Origin of the sequence: Exiguobacterium sp. s78 (genome assembly GCF_018618985.1) — a bacterium.
Lineage (GTDB): Bacteria > Bacillota > Bacilli > Exiguobacteriales > Exiguobacteriaceae > Exiguobacterium_A > Exiguobacterium_A abrahamii.
The window spans coordinates 1,604,347-1,620,409 of sequence record NZ_JACSNB010000001.1; the positions used below are offsets into that span (position 1 = coordinate 1,604,347).

A 16,063-nucleotide genomic window follows, 5' to 3' on the forward strand; every position below is an offset into this window, starting at 1 on the left:
ATTTTATCCTTTCAAAAAGACGTCATCCGGTTTCGGTATGACGTCTCCGTTTCATTGAACTGCAAAATCGTAGATACTCGTTCCTTTTTTCTGATTCGCATCCTTGATTTCCCCTTGGTACATCAGTTGTTCATTTTTTAAATCGATCACGGATACTTGGAATCCTTCGTTCGTCTCGGATGAGAGATAGAGCTTCATTTCGTCCGTCGAATCCAACCAATCAATCTTTTTCAAAACAAGCGGACTGCTTACACTATGCTCGGATACTCGTTTCGTTTCCAAGTCGAACATCGACCATTCGATTCGTTTCGTCTCCCCTTCCGGCAGACGGAATCCGATTAAATAACGACCGTTCGCATAGGGTGTAAACCCGATTTGTTGCTGATTTAACTCCTTGATGGACCGAACGACCTTCCCGTCATCGAGAAAATAAGATAGTTTTGTGTTCTCTTCATCGCTGTCAGACGGTTGTTCCGTGTAGACGACTTCATTTTGGTGAATCGCTAAAAATTGACGAGCGTTTTTAGGCGCTACTGGTTTTTGAAGAATGATTTCTTCGACCCGATCGCCTGCTAAATCAAGCACAAGGAGTTTCGTTTCCATGGGCTGATCGACACGATCAAGTTGGATGTAGACCTTCATCGCCTGCTTATCAACGACACTGGCTTGTAAGTCCATCCCCGTCTCAAGTTTCGTATCGTACTGAAATGTTTTCTCGAACATTTCCTCGGTCTTGAACGTAAACATCTTAAATCGTAATTTATTGTGTTTGATCTGAATCGCATACTCTGATTGTCCATCTCCACTCACATTCGTTTCCATTTGTGTCGTGAATTCGTAATATTTGTCTGGCAAATCCGCCATGCTATCTTCACGAAATAGTTGTCCGACGTAAGAGTTTGACTGTTTTTCGATGTCTCCATTTGCATTGGCATCATAAATCGTCGAACGCATTCCTTTAGTCTGTAAACGTAAATTAAAATTTTCTACTTGCGAAGATTTCCCACTGATGGTCTCGAGGGAAAAGTCTGCGCTTTTGATTGACAGTGTATAGCCGATGTAGCTTCCGATTGTTATGAAAATGATCAATCCATAGATCAGGAGTTGTCGATATCGCTTCATGAAGTCTCCTCCTTAAACGGATAGTCTCGTCTGGACTAGCCGCAGATTTTTGTATGACACGTATAACGTTAATAGTACGACGTATCCGAAATAAAATTGCATATGCAGTTGACTCAGGTTGCTTGAAATAGCTGACAATGCTAAGCCTAAAATGATATAACCACCAATCAGCGCAATCCCGTGTAATCCGACGATCAAGAACGCTTTTCCTCTTCGAAACGACCGCTCAAGTAATACTGTCATGAAGACGAACGAGATGACGATGAATGTCATTAGTAAAATGAATAAAATGTCAGTTGGGTACATCGTATAGAACAACTTCATGTAGAAGGAGTATTCGTTGATGCTGGCTGTGACCTGTTGAGCATCTGGCAATAGCCATAAGTAAAGATTGCGACTAAGTAACAACAACACCCACTGAATTCCGATCAAACTCGTAACGACAAGTAAAAGTGCCGTCATTTTCGATGCAACAATCGCCCGACGTGATCCCGGTAACAATAGTAGTCGGTAGATGTATTTCGTCTCGCCCACCCAGTCGCGATACCAAATCCAGAACGCGAACAAGAGAATCATCCCCATCGTTAAAACAATGATTGAATCGTAAAAATCCGTTGCCTGTGCGAAGGTCAACGCACCACCTGCTTGTGCAATTGCGTCCATTTCTGAAATCTGATCGATACGCATCGTTTTCTCGATCGTGCTTTGATAATCGTAAATCTGATAGAGCAGTGACGCGATTTCCGCGACGATCAATCCTGAAATCAACAACATCAGTAGTTTCGTACTTCGTTTCAGTTCTTCATTTGTTAATAACAACCAGCGTTTCATCCTTGATATACCTCCCGCATCCGGTCCTGGACCGATTGATGATGACGGCCGCGCAGCTCATCCGTCTCTTTGACTTCGACGATCTTCCCGTCCCGTAAGAACAACACTCGGTCAATCACCTGCTCGACCTCGGCAATTTCGTGAGTCGTCATCAGGATGCTCCGTCCTTCCATGAACTCACTTGAGAAAATCCAGGCAATCTGTTCCTTCATGAAGAGATCGATTCCTGCGAGCGGTTCGTCGAGTAATATGTACGGTCGATCGAGGGCGAATCCTAAGACGAGATTGAACTTCGCCTTGTTCCCTTTTGATAAGTTCGCCATTTTATCCGTCGTAAACAGCTGGAACGTCTGCAGCAACCGTTCCGCTGTCTCTTGATTCCAATCTGGATAATGATCCGCCATATACGCGAGCGCTTGTCCGATCGTCATGTAGCTCGGCATCGTCTGGAGATCAGGCACGAACGCGATCTGGTCGCGCGACGCTTTACCGTCGACCGTCACCGTCCCGGCATCTACCGGAATCAGACCGAGTATCGCTTTTAAAATCGTTGACTTCCCTTCCCCGTTCAAGCCGATCAGACATGTCACTTCGTTTAGACCGACAGAGAACGTCACGTCACGCAAGACGTGCTTCTTTCGTCCGTATCGCTTTTGTAGCCCCTTCACTTCAAGCACTAGACTTTCCCTCCTTCATTATCACCATTGTATTAAGACAATAGTACATCTGTTAACTGTATGGTACATGCCATACAGTCTAGCGTCAACCTGTTTTTTCCTGCTATCATCCAGAAAATGAAAAGGAGCCGGACAAAAATGTCCGACTCCGCGAGTATTTCGACTTCGTTTCTACTTTTTATGACCGGAAGAAAGGAGAGCGATTTGTTCACTCGAAATCACTTCCCAGGAAAACGATTCGAGATGAACAAAAAAAGAGAGGACGCCCTAATGGACGACCTCTCTGAACACGTGACTGGTGTTTCAATAAATATCAATCGTTGACTCCAGTGCCCGGCATGTCCGACGCACGGTCGGTAAGAAGTCGGTCCGTTTTGCGACACCGCCTTCAATCTGGACATGCTGAATGCCTTTCGTCCGCTGCATCGCTGTTAAGACGGTGACCAGCTCGATGAACCAATTCGAGATCAGTTCGACGACCTGTTCGTCAAAAGCGGCAGCGCCATACACATCATACCCGTTCTCGCAGAGATGGTTCGGGAAGCGGGCTTTAAACCGATGAATCAAAGTGTCCGTCGTCGGAATCAAAAATTCGTCGTAGATGACACGTTGTTCGGCATCAAGCGTTTGTTCTGTCACACCATCCATCATTAAATGTGGCTGATTGCCGATATTCAATGTCCAACTCGTCTTCTTTCGCTCGCCAGTGGAAGTGATCGTTCGCATGGTTTCATCCATCTCCTTTTGATGTGTAAGCGTTTACCCTCTCATTCTACCTGTCATTTGACCTGTTCTGCAACCGTCAACTTGACCAATTTAAACGATGACTTCGCTTGACATTCAGTCTACCAAATTCAACGCTTTTTGACGATGTCAGGAATTAACATCGTCCTTGTAAACGTAGACGGCGACGAGGTCAATCAAGACATGGATGATGATTAGCGGCCAGAGCGTTTCGAGCGCTAGATACAAGTAGCCGAATCCCGCTCCGATCAGTCCTGTCACGAGAATCGCGAACCACCCTTGATAGCGATGGGCAATCCCGAACAGGATGGCACCGATCCAGACGAAGCTGACTTCAGAAAACGGTAAAAATAATCCAAGCGTATGGAAGAGAAACCCGCGATAGATCAACTCTTCCGTCACCCCTGCCATTAGCGCGACCATTTGGAATCCGGTCCGCTCCTCTTTCGTTCGCGGCAGAATCAGTCGCTCCGCTTCACTTTGATAGAGCGGCAACAAACGTTTGCGAAACGCTGGAACGGTCGCTGTCAAAAGCAAGATGATACAAAGAAAGACGATCAGTCCGATCGTCGCGTACCAGACTGGTCCACTTGGGACAAAAAACGTCAAGCCGATTTCCGGCAATAGCGTACCGCTAATCAGCGTTCCACCGACGAGCAACAGACATAAGATTCCGCTCGACTGGACCATCGAGGGGTAGAATTCCTTGCGGGGGACGATCGTCAAATCGACCGGACGGACCGCTGCGATGATCGAAAGGACAACGAGCAACCCGAGTAATAAACCATTTACGAAGAGATACATGACTTCGACTCCTTTTTTGATTCCACACTCCCGTCACAGAAAGTGCTATTAGACCCTACTAAAATATGATACCATTCAGTGGAATCCTATATAGAGGAGAGAACAACATGCGAAAAGTTTTTCGAATCAGCATCTTGTTCGTACTGTTCGCCCTCATCGTCAGTAGCTTCATCTACTGGCAAAATCGGGAACGTGTTCAAAATGAAATGTATCGTACGTATTATGGACAGCATGGCGTACCTGCCGAGAACATCGACATCTACGAACAAGCCGCGGCACGTTACGGCATCGACTGGAAGTTGCTCGCCTCCATCCATCGCGTCGAGACGATCTTCTCAAACTCGTCAGCGATGCAATCGTCCGTTGGCGCCATCGGTCCGTTCCAATTCATGCCGAAAACATGGGTCGGTTGGGGATACGAAGGTGGCACGTCGCTCGGTGACATCGAGCATGACGGCATCGACGTGACAGATCCGGAAGCCATCGAGAAATATGGTGGTCTCGGAGTGGACGCGGACGGCGACGGGAAAGCCGATCCGACGAGTCTCGTCGACAGCGCCCACACGGCAGCGAAATACCTGAAACAACACGATGTCGAAGAGACATCCGACCGAGACACGCTCGCGACAGCACTGTTTGAATACAATCGCAGTGAACAATATGTTTCTGACGTGCTCGCCCAATATGATCGTTACCAGCAACACGTCGAGGCGATCGATGCGAACGATCTCGACCTCAAGAAGAAGACACTCGCATTCTTCCTTCGCATCAGCTCACGTTTGACCAATTAAAAGGAGGCACCACCCATGACACCAGCCGATTCTTCCGAACTCTTGATTGAGGAATCGTCGATCCGCGTCCAGACGACGTTTGATCGAGACAAGACGAAACGCTATTTACGCAGCTACATCTTTGACGACATCCCAGAAGGGACGCACGTCGCCGCTTTAATCTACACACCACGGACGACGGACGCCTTTCTCTCTGGAACGACGACACAACGTGCGTACAATTTGATGAAGAAGTATGTCAGTGATCCTGTTAAACAATATGACATCATCAGTTTGATGCCGGACCTGCTCGTCAGCGAGGATCTGCCGTTCGCGCAAGCGAGCTTCGATGAGACGAACTATGAATTCGTCGCGAAGACACTTGCTGAGGTCAAAGCGAAAAATGGCGTCGTCCTCTGTGGCTGGGGATCGCCTGGTCGACTGATGCACCACCTGCCGGCTTACGAGGATCTATTCAATGAATATGCCGACATCTTGTACTGCTCCGGCATCACGAACAAAGGTGAACCGAACCATCTGCGCTTGACGATGGACGATAGCCCGATGATCACGTACAACGACATGAAACAAAAAGCGAAAAAGTTGCGTCGTAAATGACACAATGGACCCTTCCATAACGGATAGGGTCTTTTTTTGAAACTTTTTCCATCAGCTTCGCGTATAATCAAGGTCTACATACTACATAGCAAGGAAGGTCATACGATGCCATTTTGGGATAAAGAGTTACAAGAAGAAACGATGATTTCAGTCAAAGAAACAGACATTCAACGAATCGAGCAAGCCGTTAACGGTCGACTCCCCGTCCGTTACCTCGAACAAATCCAGGAACAAAACGGTGGTGCCCCAGAAGCTATGGCCGTGATGGTCGAGTTCAAGAATACATGGTCGGACGCAGAAAGCAAATTGCACCTCCCACTCCGCTCCATGACGTCATTGACATTCGAACGGTATCTGGACGAATTGTCGGTCCTCAGGGAATGGGATGTCGAAGGAAACGTCATGATGTTCGCGGAAGGAGAAGGGAGCTATTTTTGGTACTTCCACTTCACGGAAGCTGCTGAGCCGACTGTCTGGTGCCTCGATATTTCGGATGAGACGACCCATTTCGTCGCGGCGACATATGACGAGTGGTTAACGAAGCTGAGTAGCGATGTTCCGGAAGTCGTCATGCCGGATGTCGTATTTCTGACGTTACCTGAAATCAAGGACATTCTCCGTGGAGATGACGAAAACGAAAAACTTCTCGCCTACTCCCACTGGATGATTCTCGATGAAGAACAGGAAGAACTCATCGAAGCGTTCATGACACTGATCGAACGAAACGACCAGCCTGATTTCCTCGACTCCTATGCGTATTACCTCATGGAAGTCTTGACGAACAACCCGGAGTTGTTAGAACAGAAACGAGATGACGTCACGACCTTGATCCTCAGTAAAGGTGACGATCTCGATGCAGAAGACTTGCTATCTTGGATGGATGAAGAGATAGACGAAGAGTTCTGACCTCAACCATAAAGCCAGTATTCCTCGTCCATACGGATGACGAATACTGGCTTTTTCGCATGCCTATCCAATCATTTAAGACAACATCAACTCAAGCAGGCAGTCGACGAGATCCTTCTCGAGTTCGAGTGCTTGCAACTGGTGCATCATGTTGACCGGGTCGAGCTTTTGTGACAGCAGACGGTACAAACGATCCTTCAAATCATAGCTGATTTCCGCTTGGTCGAGAAATGCATACAACCGGTCCATCTTATTCTCGTTCGTCGAGATCTCAACTTGGAGCGACAACGTGATCGTATCGGTCACTTCACCCAGTTCAACGCGAAGGGACTGCGTCGCATGATCATAGACGCCGGTGACACTCTCTCCGTCGCGCTGAACGTATCCTTCACGGACTCCACGTAAGATCAACGTAATCGAGCGGTTTTCGGGTAACAAGTCACGGTGTCCGGTTGGTGCCGCGATCGTCAACTCACGTGCTTCCCAGTCGAGCGCAAACGTCGTCTCAACGTTGACACCATCGCGGTGCGCGACACCCGTGCTATCGTCTTCGAACAACGTAAACCGGTTCGATGCTCCCGGGAAGACGACGACTTCGAGATCGTCCGGATTATGCAGGGCATTCGACTGTTCGAGATGACGACCGAGTGGAACAATCGCACCGGCTTTTGCGAGTACGCCTTGGTCTTCGAGATAACGGAACAGACGGATCTGCTTGCCGCCGCGGTATCGGTGCCCATTAAAGAAATCGAACCATTCCCCTTCCGGCAACCACGCTGTCGTCGCCGTCATGTGCAGTTTCCGGTGCATTGGTGTGACCATCGGCGCGACGATCAATTCCGTTCCGAAGTAGAACTGATTCGGAACGTTGTATGCTTGATCGTCTTCCGGATGCTCATAATACATCGGTGAGACGAGTGGCAAGCCGTCAAAGTGATTACGGGCATTCATCGTGTAGATGTACGGCACGAGCTGGTGCCGAAGTCGTAAATATTTCTTCATGACGTTCGACGCATCGGTCGAATAACGCCATGGTTCTTTCCCGTTGAAGATGCTCATCGTACTGTGCAGGCGCATGATCGGACTAAAGACACCGTACTGGAGCCAACGTGTCGATAACTCGTCATCTTTCTCCCCGCGTTGGTGACCCCCGATGTCATGGCTCCACCATCCATAACCGATGTTCGACGCCGTCGCCGTGAAATACGGCTGGAATTGGAGCGATGCCCAAGAGATGATCGTATCGCCTGAGAAACCAACCGGATAACGATGACTTCCGGGTCCCGCGTAACGCGAGAAGATCAACGGTCGATTACCATCGCGGGCAATATCAAGCGCGTGATAATGATTGAGCATCCAGAGCGGATCAAGCCCCTTCATCTTCGAGTTCGCGCCCTGCTGCCAGTCGATCCACCAGAAGTCGACGCCATCTGCCTCGTGCGGATGATGCAGCTTCGTAAAGTAGTTCTCGATGAACGTCCGGTCCGAGAAATCAAACGGGATCCGGACATCCGATTCGGGATCGACGCCCATCGCGACCGCCATCGCCTCGTAGGCTTCTTCAAACCCACGCACACCGTCCGCCGGGTGCAAGTTGAGCGTGACCATCCGGTCGTCGTCCTTCAACCATTGCAAGAATCCGCGTGGATCCGGGAATAGATCACGGTTCCACGTGTAGCCTGTCCAGCCACTTCCGTAGCGTTCCGGGATATCGGTGACGTGCCAGTCCATGTCGATGACACTGACCGAGAACGGAATGTCTTCCGTCTTGAAGCGTGTCATCAAATCCTTGTATTCCTTCTCACTATAACGCCAGTAGCGACTCCACCAGTTGCCGAGTACCTGACGTGGTAACATCGGCGTCGGTCCTGTCAGGTGGTAGAAGTCACGCAGTGCCTGTTTGTAGTCGTGACCGTATCCGAAGTAATAGATGTCATGCGTCCCGGAGCGTCGCGGTTCGACGAAGTGGTCTTCCGTCAGGACGAAGGCGTTCGAGTCGTCAATCGCCGCGTAACCTTGCCGGGAGAGAATCCCTTCTTCAAGTGGGATGACGCCGTCCGCATGGTCAAGCGTCCGTGCCGTTCCTTTTAACGTCCGGAGCGGTCCGCCGAACGTATAGCGGCTGTAGTAGGTACTGAAGTTCCCTAAGACATCGATATAGAGTGTGTTCGCAGCGAACGGTCCCTTCGTATAATGCAGATGGACGTGCTCGGTGATGATTTGCAATTCTTCCTCGTTTTCGACGATGCGGTAAGCAGGTACCGGAAAATCACGATTGAAGACCGTTTGGGTCGGTCGATCCTCGAACTGTCCATCCGCCGCGTACTCAAGTCGGATCATCCGACTCGTCAAGACCGTGAAACGGTAGACATCTCCTTGGATGATGGCGTCTGGTCGTGCTTGTGGTTTCATGTCGCGCGTGTAGAAATGGGATTCATCAATTGTTCGCATACGGGTTCGGGACTTGCGCCCCTTTCACTTCCTTCCAGGCTAAGTAGTGTGCAACCGATTACACATCTAGTGTATAAGAGTTCATGTTCCCACTTCAAGGAAGAATGAATCAAAAAAACGTCCCGCACCTGAAAATCGATGCGGGACGTTGCGTCATAATAGTGGTGAAATCAAGCGCGAGAGCGACTCAAAAATGCGGAAGCGAAGCGGACGTTTGACGTAATCGTTCGATGATAACTGAATCGACACATCGAAATCAGCGATGAAGTCACGCTCGAGCTGTTCCGTACTTTCTGTGTCGTACAAGAACGCCATCAGTTCATAGTTGAGGACAAAACTGCGAATATCCATATTCGCAGTTCCGACGGCACCAATCTTCCCGTCGACGAGAAACAGTTTCGCATGGATGAAGTGACGGTTATACGTATAAATCTTGACGCCGTCCTTCAAGAGTGGTCCGAAGTAAGACCGGGTCCCGTAATAAGACGTAAAACTATCGCCTTTACCCGGTGTCAGGATGCGAACGTCGAGTCCGGCACGTGCCGCGAGTCGGAGTAGCGTCATCGTCTCATTGTCCGGAATCAAGTACGGTGTCGCAATCCAGATCGAACGTTGCGCTGCGATGATCGCGGCAATCAACGCATTGCGAATCGCCGGGTCCTTTGAGGTCGGTCCGCTCGTGACGATTTGAATCGCCCCGTCTGACGCCACATCATGTTTCGGGAAGTACTGGTGGATTGACTCATCCCCCGCAAACGTCTCCCATGTGTCATCCGATTCGATTTGGGCATAGATCCAGTCGTCGAGGAACGTCGCTTGTAATTCTTTGACGGCACGTCCTTCGAGCCGCAAATGCGTATCACGCCAAAACCCGAACTTCTTACTCTTGCCGTCGTACTCATCCCCGACGTTCAATCCGCCGGTGAAGCCAACTTTTCCATCAACGACGACGATTTTCCGGTGATTGCGGAAGTTCGCCGTGAAGATGAACAAGGGACTCGAGATTGGATCATAGGCTGCGATATGCGCTCCAGCATCGCGTAGCGGGCGCAGGAAGTTCTCACCGAGCATATAGCTTCCAAGTCCGTCATACATGAACCGCACCGTTACTCCGGCTTCGAGTCGCTCGATCAACGCTTCACGGATTGCCTTGCCTGTCTCATCGTTCCGATAAATGTAGTACTGGATGTGGACATGATGCTGTGCTTGACGAATCGCCTCCAAAATCGCTGGGAACGTCTCTTCCCCGTTCGTCAGGATGTCACTTGCTGTATGAACGTCCACCCCGCCGCCACCGAAGTTACGAATCGTGTTCGCAAGCTTCAAGTGATTCGGTGGCAACTCACTGACAGCAAGCGACCGAACTGGACGAATCGCTTGCTTGAGCAATTTCCGTTCGTCATGCGAACGACGATTCCGACGGCGACGCCGTGGATTCCGACCGAACATCAACCAGATGATGACTCCGAGAATTGGTAAGAAAATCAGAACGAGGAACCAAGCGATCGTTGATTCTGCCGTCCGGTTTTCGATGAAAATGATCATGATGACGGCGAGCGGCACGACCGTCGCTGAAATCGTTAAGACATAAAATAAATAGCCGAGTTGATATAGTCCCCAAATGATGCCACCGGCGACTAAAAATACGAGTGCGAATTGTAAAATCCGGTTGCGCACAGATTTTCCTCCTTCAATTAACATACCTTCACTAGTATTCTTTCCCCATTCACTATGAAAATATAACAAAAAAGAGAAACCGCAGATACGGTTTCTCGAAAGATTGACCTCTTATAAAAATGTTTCTTCGTACATCTCGCGACCAGGAATTGGATCATTCAATGACGCCCAGTCCGTTTCGTCTGCTTGGACGAGACACGCATCGAATAGCGCTTCGAGCTTCTCTTGTTCTAGTCCTATGCCGATCAAGACGAGTTCGGTCCGTCGATCCTCATCTGATGCAAAACGACCAGCGTATTCCATGTTCGACGCATATCCTGCCTGATGGAACAGCAATGCCATCTCGGGACGTGTCGCAAGGAACAAGAATCCCTTCGCCCGAACGACTTCTTGCGGCCAGTCTTCGATCAAGGCAAGCAAACGCTCCGGGTGGAACGGCACGTCGCGCTTGTAGACGAACGAGCTGATCCCATACTCTTCCGTTTCCGGAATATGTTCTTCCGCATTCAACTCACGGATCCAACCAGCACTAGATGCCGCTTGTTCAAAATCAAATAGATCAACATCTAAGATGTCTGCCGGATCGACTTGACCATACGTCGTCTCGATCAAACGGGCAACTGGATTTAATGCCTTTAGATAACCGATGACGGTATGGCGCTCTTCCGGTGTCAGGCGATCGACTTTATTCAAGACGATGATGTCCGCGAACTCGACTTGATCGACGAGTAGATCGACGACTTCGCGCACGTCTGTTTCATCGACTGCCTGTTTCCGTTCAATCAACGATTCACCGGATTCAAAGTCCTTCAGGAAGCGATACCCATCGATGACCGTGACCATCGCATTGATTTTCGTGACTTGTGATAAGTCGATGGCACTGTCCGGATCTTCGTACGTGAAAGTCTGGGCGACCGGAATTGGTTCCGAGATACCACTCGACTCGATGACGATACCGTCAATATCGCCTTGGTCGACGAGGCGTTTGACTTCAAGTAATAAATCGTCACGTAACGTGCAGCAAATGCACCCGTTCGAAAGTGTGACGAACGACTCTTCCGTCCGCGAGAATCCGCCTTGCTCAATCAATGCCGCGTCAATGTTGACCTCACTCATGTCGTTGACGATGATCGCGAGGCGGCGCCCTTCGCGATTATGTAGTAAATGGTTCAATAGTGTCGTTTTACCGGATCCAAGATATCCAGATAAAACGGTGATCGATATCGGTTGCATCATCATTCATCTCCTAAAACGTAATCGTTACGTTTTATAGATTAACCGACTTTTTACCTGACGTCAATCGTAATGATTTCGATTTATTTTGTTCCCTAAAAAAGCCGATAAGCATCGACTAAAGGAGTAGACCGGGCTGACTCCAAAAAAATGACGCATCTTCTCACGCCCTTTCCTCAGGCGAGACACAAGCCAGTTTTCCTGCTTCCTTCAAGCAGGAAAGCGGGTCTTGTTTGTCTCTGACAGCGCATAATGCGCTTTTTCCTGTAGGAGTGGCGTGTGACGCGTCATTCTTTGTAGATACTGGCTTTAAAGTCAGCTCCGTCAGATATTCCGAAGCACAAGAAAAGAAACTTTTTTCGCTCGGAATCTCTTCTTAGGGAAATACAAGCAGGAGCGACCCTGCAACGAAGTGAAGCGGCGCGATGCTTGTCCCAGGAAAACGATTCGAGTGAAACGAAAAAGCGTAACCTTACTACTGACTTTGAATCGGTAAATCCCATGTCACCCCGATCAAATCCGTGATCCGTTCCGCTGCCTCATGCGAAAAACCAGCAATCGTGTAATGGTTCGTATCCGCAATCACATGATACATCCCATTCGGTAAACTGTCGGCGAACGCAGCGTGAGCCGAATTGATTTGTTCGGTCAATGCCGGATTCAACCAACTTTCCGGCATACCGCCTGCCCAGTTCGAAGCAGACAGGACGAGGACCGGCTGTGTCACGTCTTCAAGCAACGAAAGAATCAGCTGATTGTTCTCCTCGACCGTTTGCCATTCGTCGAGCGTCCCCCGCCAATGTCCAGGTGCCGCAAAATGCCGCCACATCGGTAATTGATCGGCTTCCGGTAAGACACTGAACATCTTTTTGCCGAGACGATCAGGAATCATCCAGGCGATCGGTCGGACGTGACTAAGGAAATAGAGGAATCGATTCCACTCCTCTTGTGTTCGTTCGTACCAGTTCGGTAATGCTGCATCGACATCGGGATGCGACGGATCGAGCAAGACGATGCCGCGTGTCTCGTCTGCAAACAATCGTCCACTCGCGAGTGAGATATAGGCTCCGAGCGAGTGCCCGATGAAGACATACGGTCCTTCGACACGAAGCATCCGTAAGACGTCCGCGAGCTCATCTGCTTGATGCGTAAAGAGTCGTTTGTTTTTACCACGACTCGACCGTCCATATCCGAGACGCGAATATTCAAAGACCCGTCCCCGTTTCAATAATTCAGTCCGTAACCAGCCCCACTGGTGTCGATTCGACATCATCCCGTGATCGAGGACGAATGTGACGTCCCCACTTCCTGTCAGCCGGGTATCAAAGCGACCGGCTGATGTTTCAACGATATATTCCATACACTACCCCTACTTCCATTCATTCAAATAACAAGATCTCTAGCTCGTATCCAAGGATGTTCAAATAATCAAACAGCTGAGACCGATGATGATAGAGATGCACGGCTGCTTCGATTGCCCAGCCGTTCATCGAGTCGGTAACGCCCCAGTACGTCGGACGCGTCGTAAATCCGGTCGTGACTTTCTTCTGATAGATAGAAAACGCACGATTGATTCGTTCATTTAACTGATCGCGCGGGACCGGTTCCGCATAAAACGCCTGCATCGCTTCATCCGTCGCCCCTTCTGCGATCATCAAATCGGCTTCAAGTAACACAGCGAGATGGACAGCGACTTCACCGACGGTCCGTTTCCCGGGGATTGGTCGCGCGTCCCAGTCCTGCTCCTCGATCTTCTCAAACAACGCTTTCGACGTCTTCACACCAACGCCGACATGGCGGATGAGGGCATGTTCCCAGTCAGTCATGCGCATTCCCCCAAGCGATCGCACGTTGTTCGAGTTCCTTGACGAACGCATCCTTGCCGGCGATATAGGCTTCGATCTCAAGCGGATATGTCGTTGCTAATTGTTCCTTTAATGCCCCGTAAGCAGCGGCTTCTTCTGGATGGGTACGTAAGTAATCCCGAAAGACGAGATGACGCTTTATTTCTGGATTTCCCGCCGCATAGAGATGGATGTGATGCGTCCGTTCGTCGCCGCCTTTTCGATAATAGCGGCGTCCCGGCATCCCGAACTCACCCTTCGCCTCGTAACCGAGCGCTTCCATCTGTGCGTCGAACTGCTCGATTCCCTCGAGCGTATCGACGACGGGTAAGATATCGATGATCGGTTTTGCTGCGAGTCCCGGAACTGATGTACTCCCCATATGATGGATCTGCTTAAGACGTGCTCCGAACACCTCTCGTAAACGGTCCGCTTCTCGCGTATATGCACTCGCCCATTCTGATTGATACGGTAACACATTGACTTGTCGCATGGTCGTTTCCCCCTCTCAATTCAGTATGCCAGTTTTTGGGGTAAAACAAAACGACCATCCATTTTGGAGGTCGTTGATGTTAGAGAGTCGTTAATCCGTTAAATAATCATACAGTTTCGCAGGTCCACCAAGTCGAAGATCAGCGATGATATGCTGGGCATCGACGACCTTCCGAACAGGGAAGTCAGCGAGTGGTGCCATGACATGTTCGAATAACTGAAGTCGCGCCGGTCCACGATATGCTTCTTTAATCTCAAGATCCGTGATTTGACTCCGCGTCAGTTCGGAGATAATCAACTCGCCTTGATAACCGCGATGTTGTTTGAGCATGAATTGCGGCGCACCGATGATTGATTGTGCTTCTTCAACTGCCATCGGAATATACTTGTATCCCATCGTCGCTTGAACGACACGGAGTGAATGGTAGTCAAGCGTTCCAACGAGTACATCATTATCGAGATAAAGCCGGGGTGAACCATACTTCTTCGGAAACGCAGCCACTTCACGACCAGAGGCGATTGCCGGCTGATTGTTGACATACATCGAGAGGTAAAACTCACCGACCTCGCCTTGATACCGAACCGGAATGACTTGCCCGCACTCGAGATAACTCCCAAGACCTGTGCTATCCGGCATGTTGATGATCTCAAACTTGATCTGATTACTCAGCACCTCGAGCGGTTCCGGAACGACTGCTTGTAACGCTTCGATGTCCGTCTCATAGATGATGTTCAAGTATTCCCGATTCCGAAAGAAGATATCGACCGCCGGAAAGACCGGTGCATTGATCGGTGTCGCGACGATATTTTTTACATCTTCCTGTCTCATCTGAATCCCTCCTTTATGCGTTTAACAATGCGGCAAAGCGTGCGACACTTGTTTCAAAATCTGGAACCGTCTTCGCTACTTGCGCTTCTTCGACGATTTCTTGAATGAGTGAGTTGAACGGCGTTTTGATATCATACGTGTTGCCGTACATCGTGACGATCCCATTGATGAAACGAATTTCGGTCGGTTGCCCTTTTTGTAAGTCCTGCAACATGCTCGCTTCTAAGTCACGCGACCCGTGCATCAATTGTGGCACGGTGATCAGTTTTTCATCGATATCGTCTAGTGTTGCGTAGGCTGCCGGCTCAAACGTACTCATCGGCGCGAATGTGATGCCGTGGGCGTGACCGACTTCAACGACTTCCTGCATCGTATGAATTGCTGCCCGTAACAAGACCGGATGATCAAGAACGTCGCCGTACGTACCGTTACACGCAGCGGATAACCCACTGAACGTACTATTGATGACGAGTTTTGACCATTTCGTTCCCGGTAGATTATCAGAGATTTCCGTCCCACCGATGTGATCAAGGATTTCCTTCAAGTGAATGATCCGGTCCGTCTTCTTACCGTACAGTTCACCGATTTGCATCGCATACGTCTTGAAGTGCTCGTAATCCGATGTCAGACGTGACTCGCCTGGTCCGACGTATGTCGCTCCGAACTCGACGGATCCCGCGATGATACGTTCGCGTGGAATCTGTTGTTGAATGAATTCTTCCGGTACACCGTTTTGCAAGGAGACGAGAATACCGTCTTCCTTCAAGATCGTCCGGACTTTCGCCAGGACCGGTTCATTGTAGACCTGCTTCGTTAGCAACAATACGATATCGTACATCTCCGTGATGTCATCCGGATGCATCGCATGGACGGCTTGCGTCAAATCTGGTCCAATGACATGCGCGCCTGTTGTGTTTAGCGCTTCGATATGTGCGCGATTCGTATCAATCAAATCGACATCCTCATACTGTTGACTTAAATAAGCTCCCATGATGGTTCCTAGTGATCCTGCTCCGTAAATTCCGATTTTCATTTCTATCACCTCTAGTATTTACGATATACTGG

The 16,063-nt window shown here is 49.5% G+C and carries 16 protein-coding genes; 3 read left to right on the top strand and 13 right to left on the bottom strand.

The features are described from left to right. Positions 1 to 51: 51 nt before the first annotated feature. The 5 genes from KNQ18_RS08410 to KNQ18_RS08430 all read right to left on the bottom strand — a co-directional run bounded on the left by KNQ18_RS08410 (position 52) and on the right by KNQ18_RS08430 (position 4,178). Positions 52 to 1,122, bottom strand: a complete 1,071-nt coding sequence (locus KNQ18_RS08410) for a hypothetical protein (RefSeq protein ID WP_214769484.1) — start codon at positions 1,120 to 1,122, stop codon at positions 52 to 54. A 12-nt stretch (positions 1,123 to 1,134) separates the two neighbouring features. Beyond that, positions 1,135 to 1,953 carry a hypothetical protein gene (locus KNQ18_RS08415; RefSeq protein WP_214769482.1) on the bottom strand — a complete coding sequence of 273 codons (819 nt, stop codon included), beginning with the start codon at positions 1,951 to 1,953 and terminating at the stop codon, positions 1,135 to 1,137. Further along, on the bottom strand, positions 1,950 to 2,630 hold the full coding sequence (locus tag KNQ18_RS08420; RefSeq protein WP_215084487.1) for an ABC transporter ATP-binding protein: 681 nt from the start codon (positions 2,628 to 2,630) through the stop codon (positions 1,950 to 1,952). The genes KNQ18_RS08415 and KNQ18_RS08420 overlap by 4 nt, the downstream gene beginning before the upstream one ends. 303 nt (positions 2,631 to 2,933) lie before the next feature. Then, positions 2,934 to 3,356 (bottom strand): hypothetical protein, encoded by a 423-nt coding sequence (locus KNQ18_RS08425; RefSeq protein WP_055967405.1) that lies wholly within the window; start codon positions 3,354 to 3,356, stop codon positions 2,934 to 2,936. Positions 3,357 to 3,503: 147 nt separating this feature from the next. Beyond that, positions 3,504 to 4,178: a CPBP family intramembrane glutamic endopeptidase gene (locus tag KNQ18_RS08430; RefSeq protein WP_215084489.1), complete on the bottom strand. Its 675-nt coding sequence runs from the start codon at positions 4,176 to 4,178 to the stop codon at positions 3,504 to 3,506. A 107-nt stretch (positions 4,179 to 4,285) separates the two neighbouring features. Between KNQ18_RS08430 and KNQ18_RS08435 the strand changes: the two genes are divergently transcribed. The 3 genes from KNQ18_RS08435 (at position 4,286) to KNQ18_RS08445 (ending at position 6,472) form a co-directional block, all read left to right on the top strand. Next, positions 4,286 to 4,969 (top strand): lytic transglycosylase domain-containing protein, encoded by a 684-nt coding sequence (locus KNQ18_RS08435; RefSeq protein ID WP_050677055.1) that lies wholly within the window; start codon positions 4,286 to 4,288, stop codon positions 4,967 to 4,969. 15 nt (positions 4,970 to 4,984) lie between these two features. Next, entirely contained in the window at positions 4,985 to 5,566 is a 582-nt protein-coding gene (locus tag KNQ18_RS08440) for a DUF1643 domain-containing protein (protein WP_215084491.1), read from the top strand. Between the two features lie 105 nt (positions 5,567 to 5,671). After that, on the top strand, positions 5,672 to 6,472 hold the full coding sequence (locus KNQ18_RS08445) for an SMI1/KNR4 family protein (protein ID WP_215084493.1): 801 nt from the start codon (positions 5,672 to 5,674) through the stop codon (positions 6,470 to 6,472). A 75-nt stretch (positions 6,473 to 6,547) separates the two neighbouring features. Here KNQ18_RS08445 and KNQ18_RS08450 read toward each other — a convergent pair whose 3' ends face one another. From KNQ18_RS08450 to KNQ18_RS08485, 8 genes are all read right to left on the bottom strand, one after another. Continuing rightward, complete coding sequence (locus KNQ18_RS08450; protein WP_215084495.1) at positions 6,548 to 8,923, bottom strand: glycoside hydrolase family 31 protein; 2,376 nt, start codon at positions 8,921 to 8,923, stop codon at positions 6,548 to 6,550. 153 nt (positions 8,924 to 9,076) lie between these two features. Then, the gene (locus KNQ18_RS08455) at positions 9,077 to 10,600 is read right to left on the bottom strand and encodes a cardiolipin synthase (RefSeq protein WP_214857303.1); all 1,524 of its coding nucleotides are present in this window, start codon (positions 10,598 to 10,600) and stop codon (positions 9,077 to 9,079) included. 111 nt (positions 10,601 to 10,711) lie between these two features. Then, positions 10,712 to 11,833, bottom strand: a complete 1,122-nt coding sequence (locus tag KNQ18_RS08460) for a GTP-binding protein (RefSeq protein WP_064300410.1) — start codon at positions 11,831 to 11,833, stop codon at positions 10,712 to 10,714. Positions 11,834 to 12,308: 475 nt separating this feature from the next. Continuing rightward, complete coding sequence (locus KNQ18_RS08465; protein ID WP_215084497.1) at positions 12,309 to 13,193, bottom strand: alpha/beta fold hydrolase; 885 nt, start codon at positions 13,191 to 13,193, stop codon at positions 12,309 to 12,311. A gap of 19 nt (positions 13,194 to 13,212) precedes the next feature. Next, complete coding sequence (locus KNQ18_RS08470; RefSeq protein ID WP_215084499.1) at positions 13,213 to 13,659, bottom strand: DinB family protein; 447 nt, start codon at positions 13,657 to 13,659, stop codon at positions 13,213 to 13,215. Next, complete coding sequence (locus KNQ18_RS08475) at positions 13,652 to 14,170, bottom strand: GrpB family protein (protein WP_215084501.1); 519 nt, start codon at positions 14,168 to 14,170, stop codon at positions 13,652 to 13,654. The genes KNQ18_RS08470 and KNQ18_RS08475 overlap by 8 nt, the downstream gene beginning before the upstream one ends. 90 nt (positions 14,171 to 14,260) lie before the next feature. Beyond that, positions 14,261 to 14,998 (bottom strand): acetoacetate decarboxylase, encoded by a 738-nt coding sequence (locus tag KNQ18_RS08480; protein WP_215084504.1) that lies wholly within the window; start codon positions 14,996 to 14,998, stop codon positions 14,261 to 14,263. 13 nt (positions 14,999 to 15,011) lie between these two features. Then, on the bottom strand, positions 15,012 to 16,031 hold the full coding sequence (locus KNQ18_RS08485) for a ketopantoate reductase family protein (RefSeq protein WP_215084506.1): 1,020 nt from the start codon (positions 16,029 to 16,031) through the stop codon (positions 15,012 to 15,014). Between the last annotated feature and the right edge of the window lie 32 nt (positions 16,032 to 16,063).

Bases quoted from the DNA above. Each gene is read 5' to 3' on its own strand.
- KNQ18_RS08440 (WP_215084491.1), top strand. From the start codon at position 4,985: ATGACACCAGCCGATTCTTCCGAACTCTTGATTGAGGAATCGTCGATC.
- KNQ18_RS08415 (WP_214769482.1), bottom strand. From the start codon at position 1,953: ATGAAACGCTGGTTGTTATTAACAAATGAAGAACTGAAACGAAGTACG.
- KNQ18_RS08485 (WP_215084506.1), bottom strand. From the start codon at position 16,031: ATGAAAATCGGAATTTACGGAGCAGGATCACTAGGAACCATCATGGGA.
- KNQ18_RS08410 (WP_214769484.1), bottom strand. From the start codon at position 1,122: ATGAAGCGATATCGACAACTCCTGATCTATGGATTGATCATTTTCATA.
- KNQ18_RS08450 (WP_215084495.1), bottom strand. From the start codon at position 8,923: ATGCGAACAATTGATGAATCCCATTTCTACACGCGCGACATGAAACCA.
- KNQ18_RS08475 (WP_215084501.1), bottom strand. From the start codon at position 14,170: ATGCGACAAGTCAATGTGTTACCGTATCAATCAGAATGGGCGAGTGCA.
- KNQ18_RS08460 (WP_064300410.1), bottom strand. From the start codon at position 11,833: ATGCAACCGATATCGATCACCGTTTTATCTGGATATCTTGGATCCGGT.
- KNQ18_RS08465 (WP_215084497.1), bottom strand. From the start codon at position 13,193: ATGGAATATATCGTTGAAACATCAGCCGGTCGCTTTGATACCCGGCTG.
- KNQ18_RS08470 (WP_215084499.1), bottom strand. From the start codon at position 13,659: ATGACTGACTGGGAACATGCCCTCATCCGCCATGTCGGCGTTGGTGTG.
- KNQ18_RS08425 (WP_055967405.1), bottom strand. From the start codon at position 3,356: ATGCGAACGATCACTTCCACTGGCGAGCGAAAGAAGACGAGTTGGACA.
- KNQ18_RS08480 (WP_215084504.1), bottom strand. From the start codon at position 14,998: ATGAGACAGGAAGATGTAAAAAATATCGTCGCGACACCGATCAATGCA.
- KNQ18_RS08445 (WP_215084493.1), top strand. From the start codon at position 5,672: ATGCCATTTTGGGATAAAGAGTTACAAGAAGAAACGATGATTTCAGTC.
- KNQ18_RS08435 (WP_050677055.1), top strand. From the start codon at position 4,286: ATGCGAAAAGTTTTTCGAATCAGCATCTTGTTCGTACTGTTCGCCCTC.
- KNQ18_RS08430 (WP_215084489.1), bottom strand. From the start codon at position 4,178: ATGTATCTCTTCGTAAATGGTTTATTACTCGGGTTGCTCGTTGTCCTT.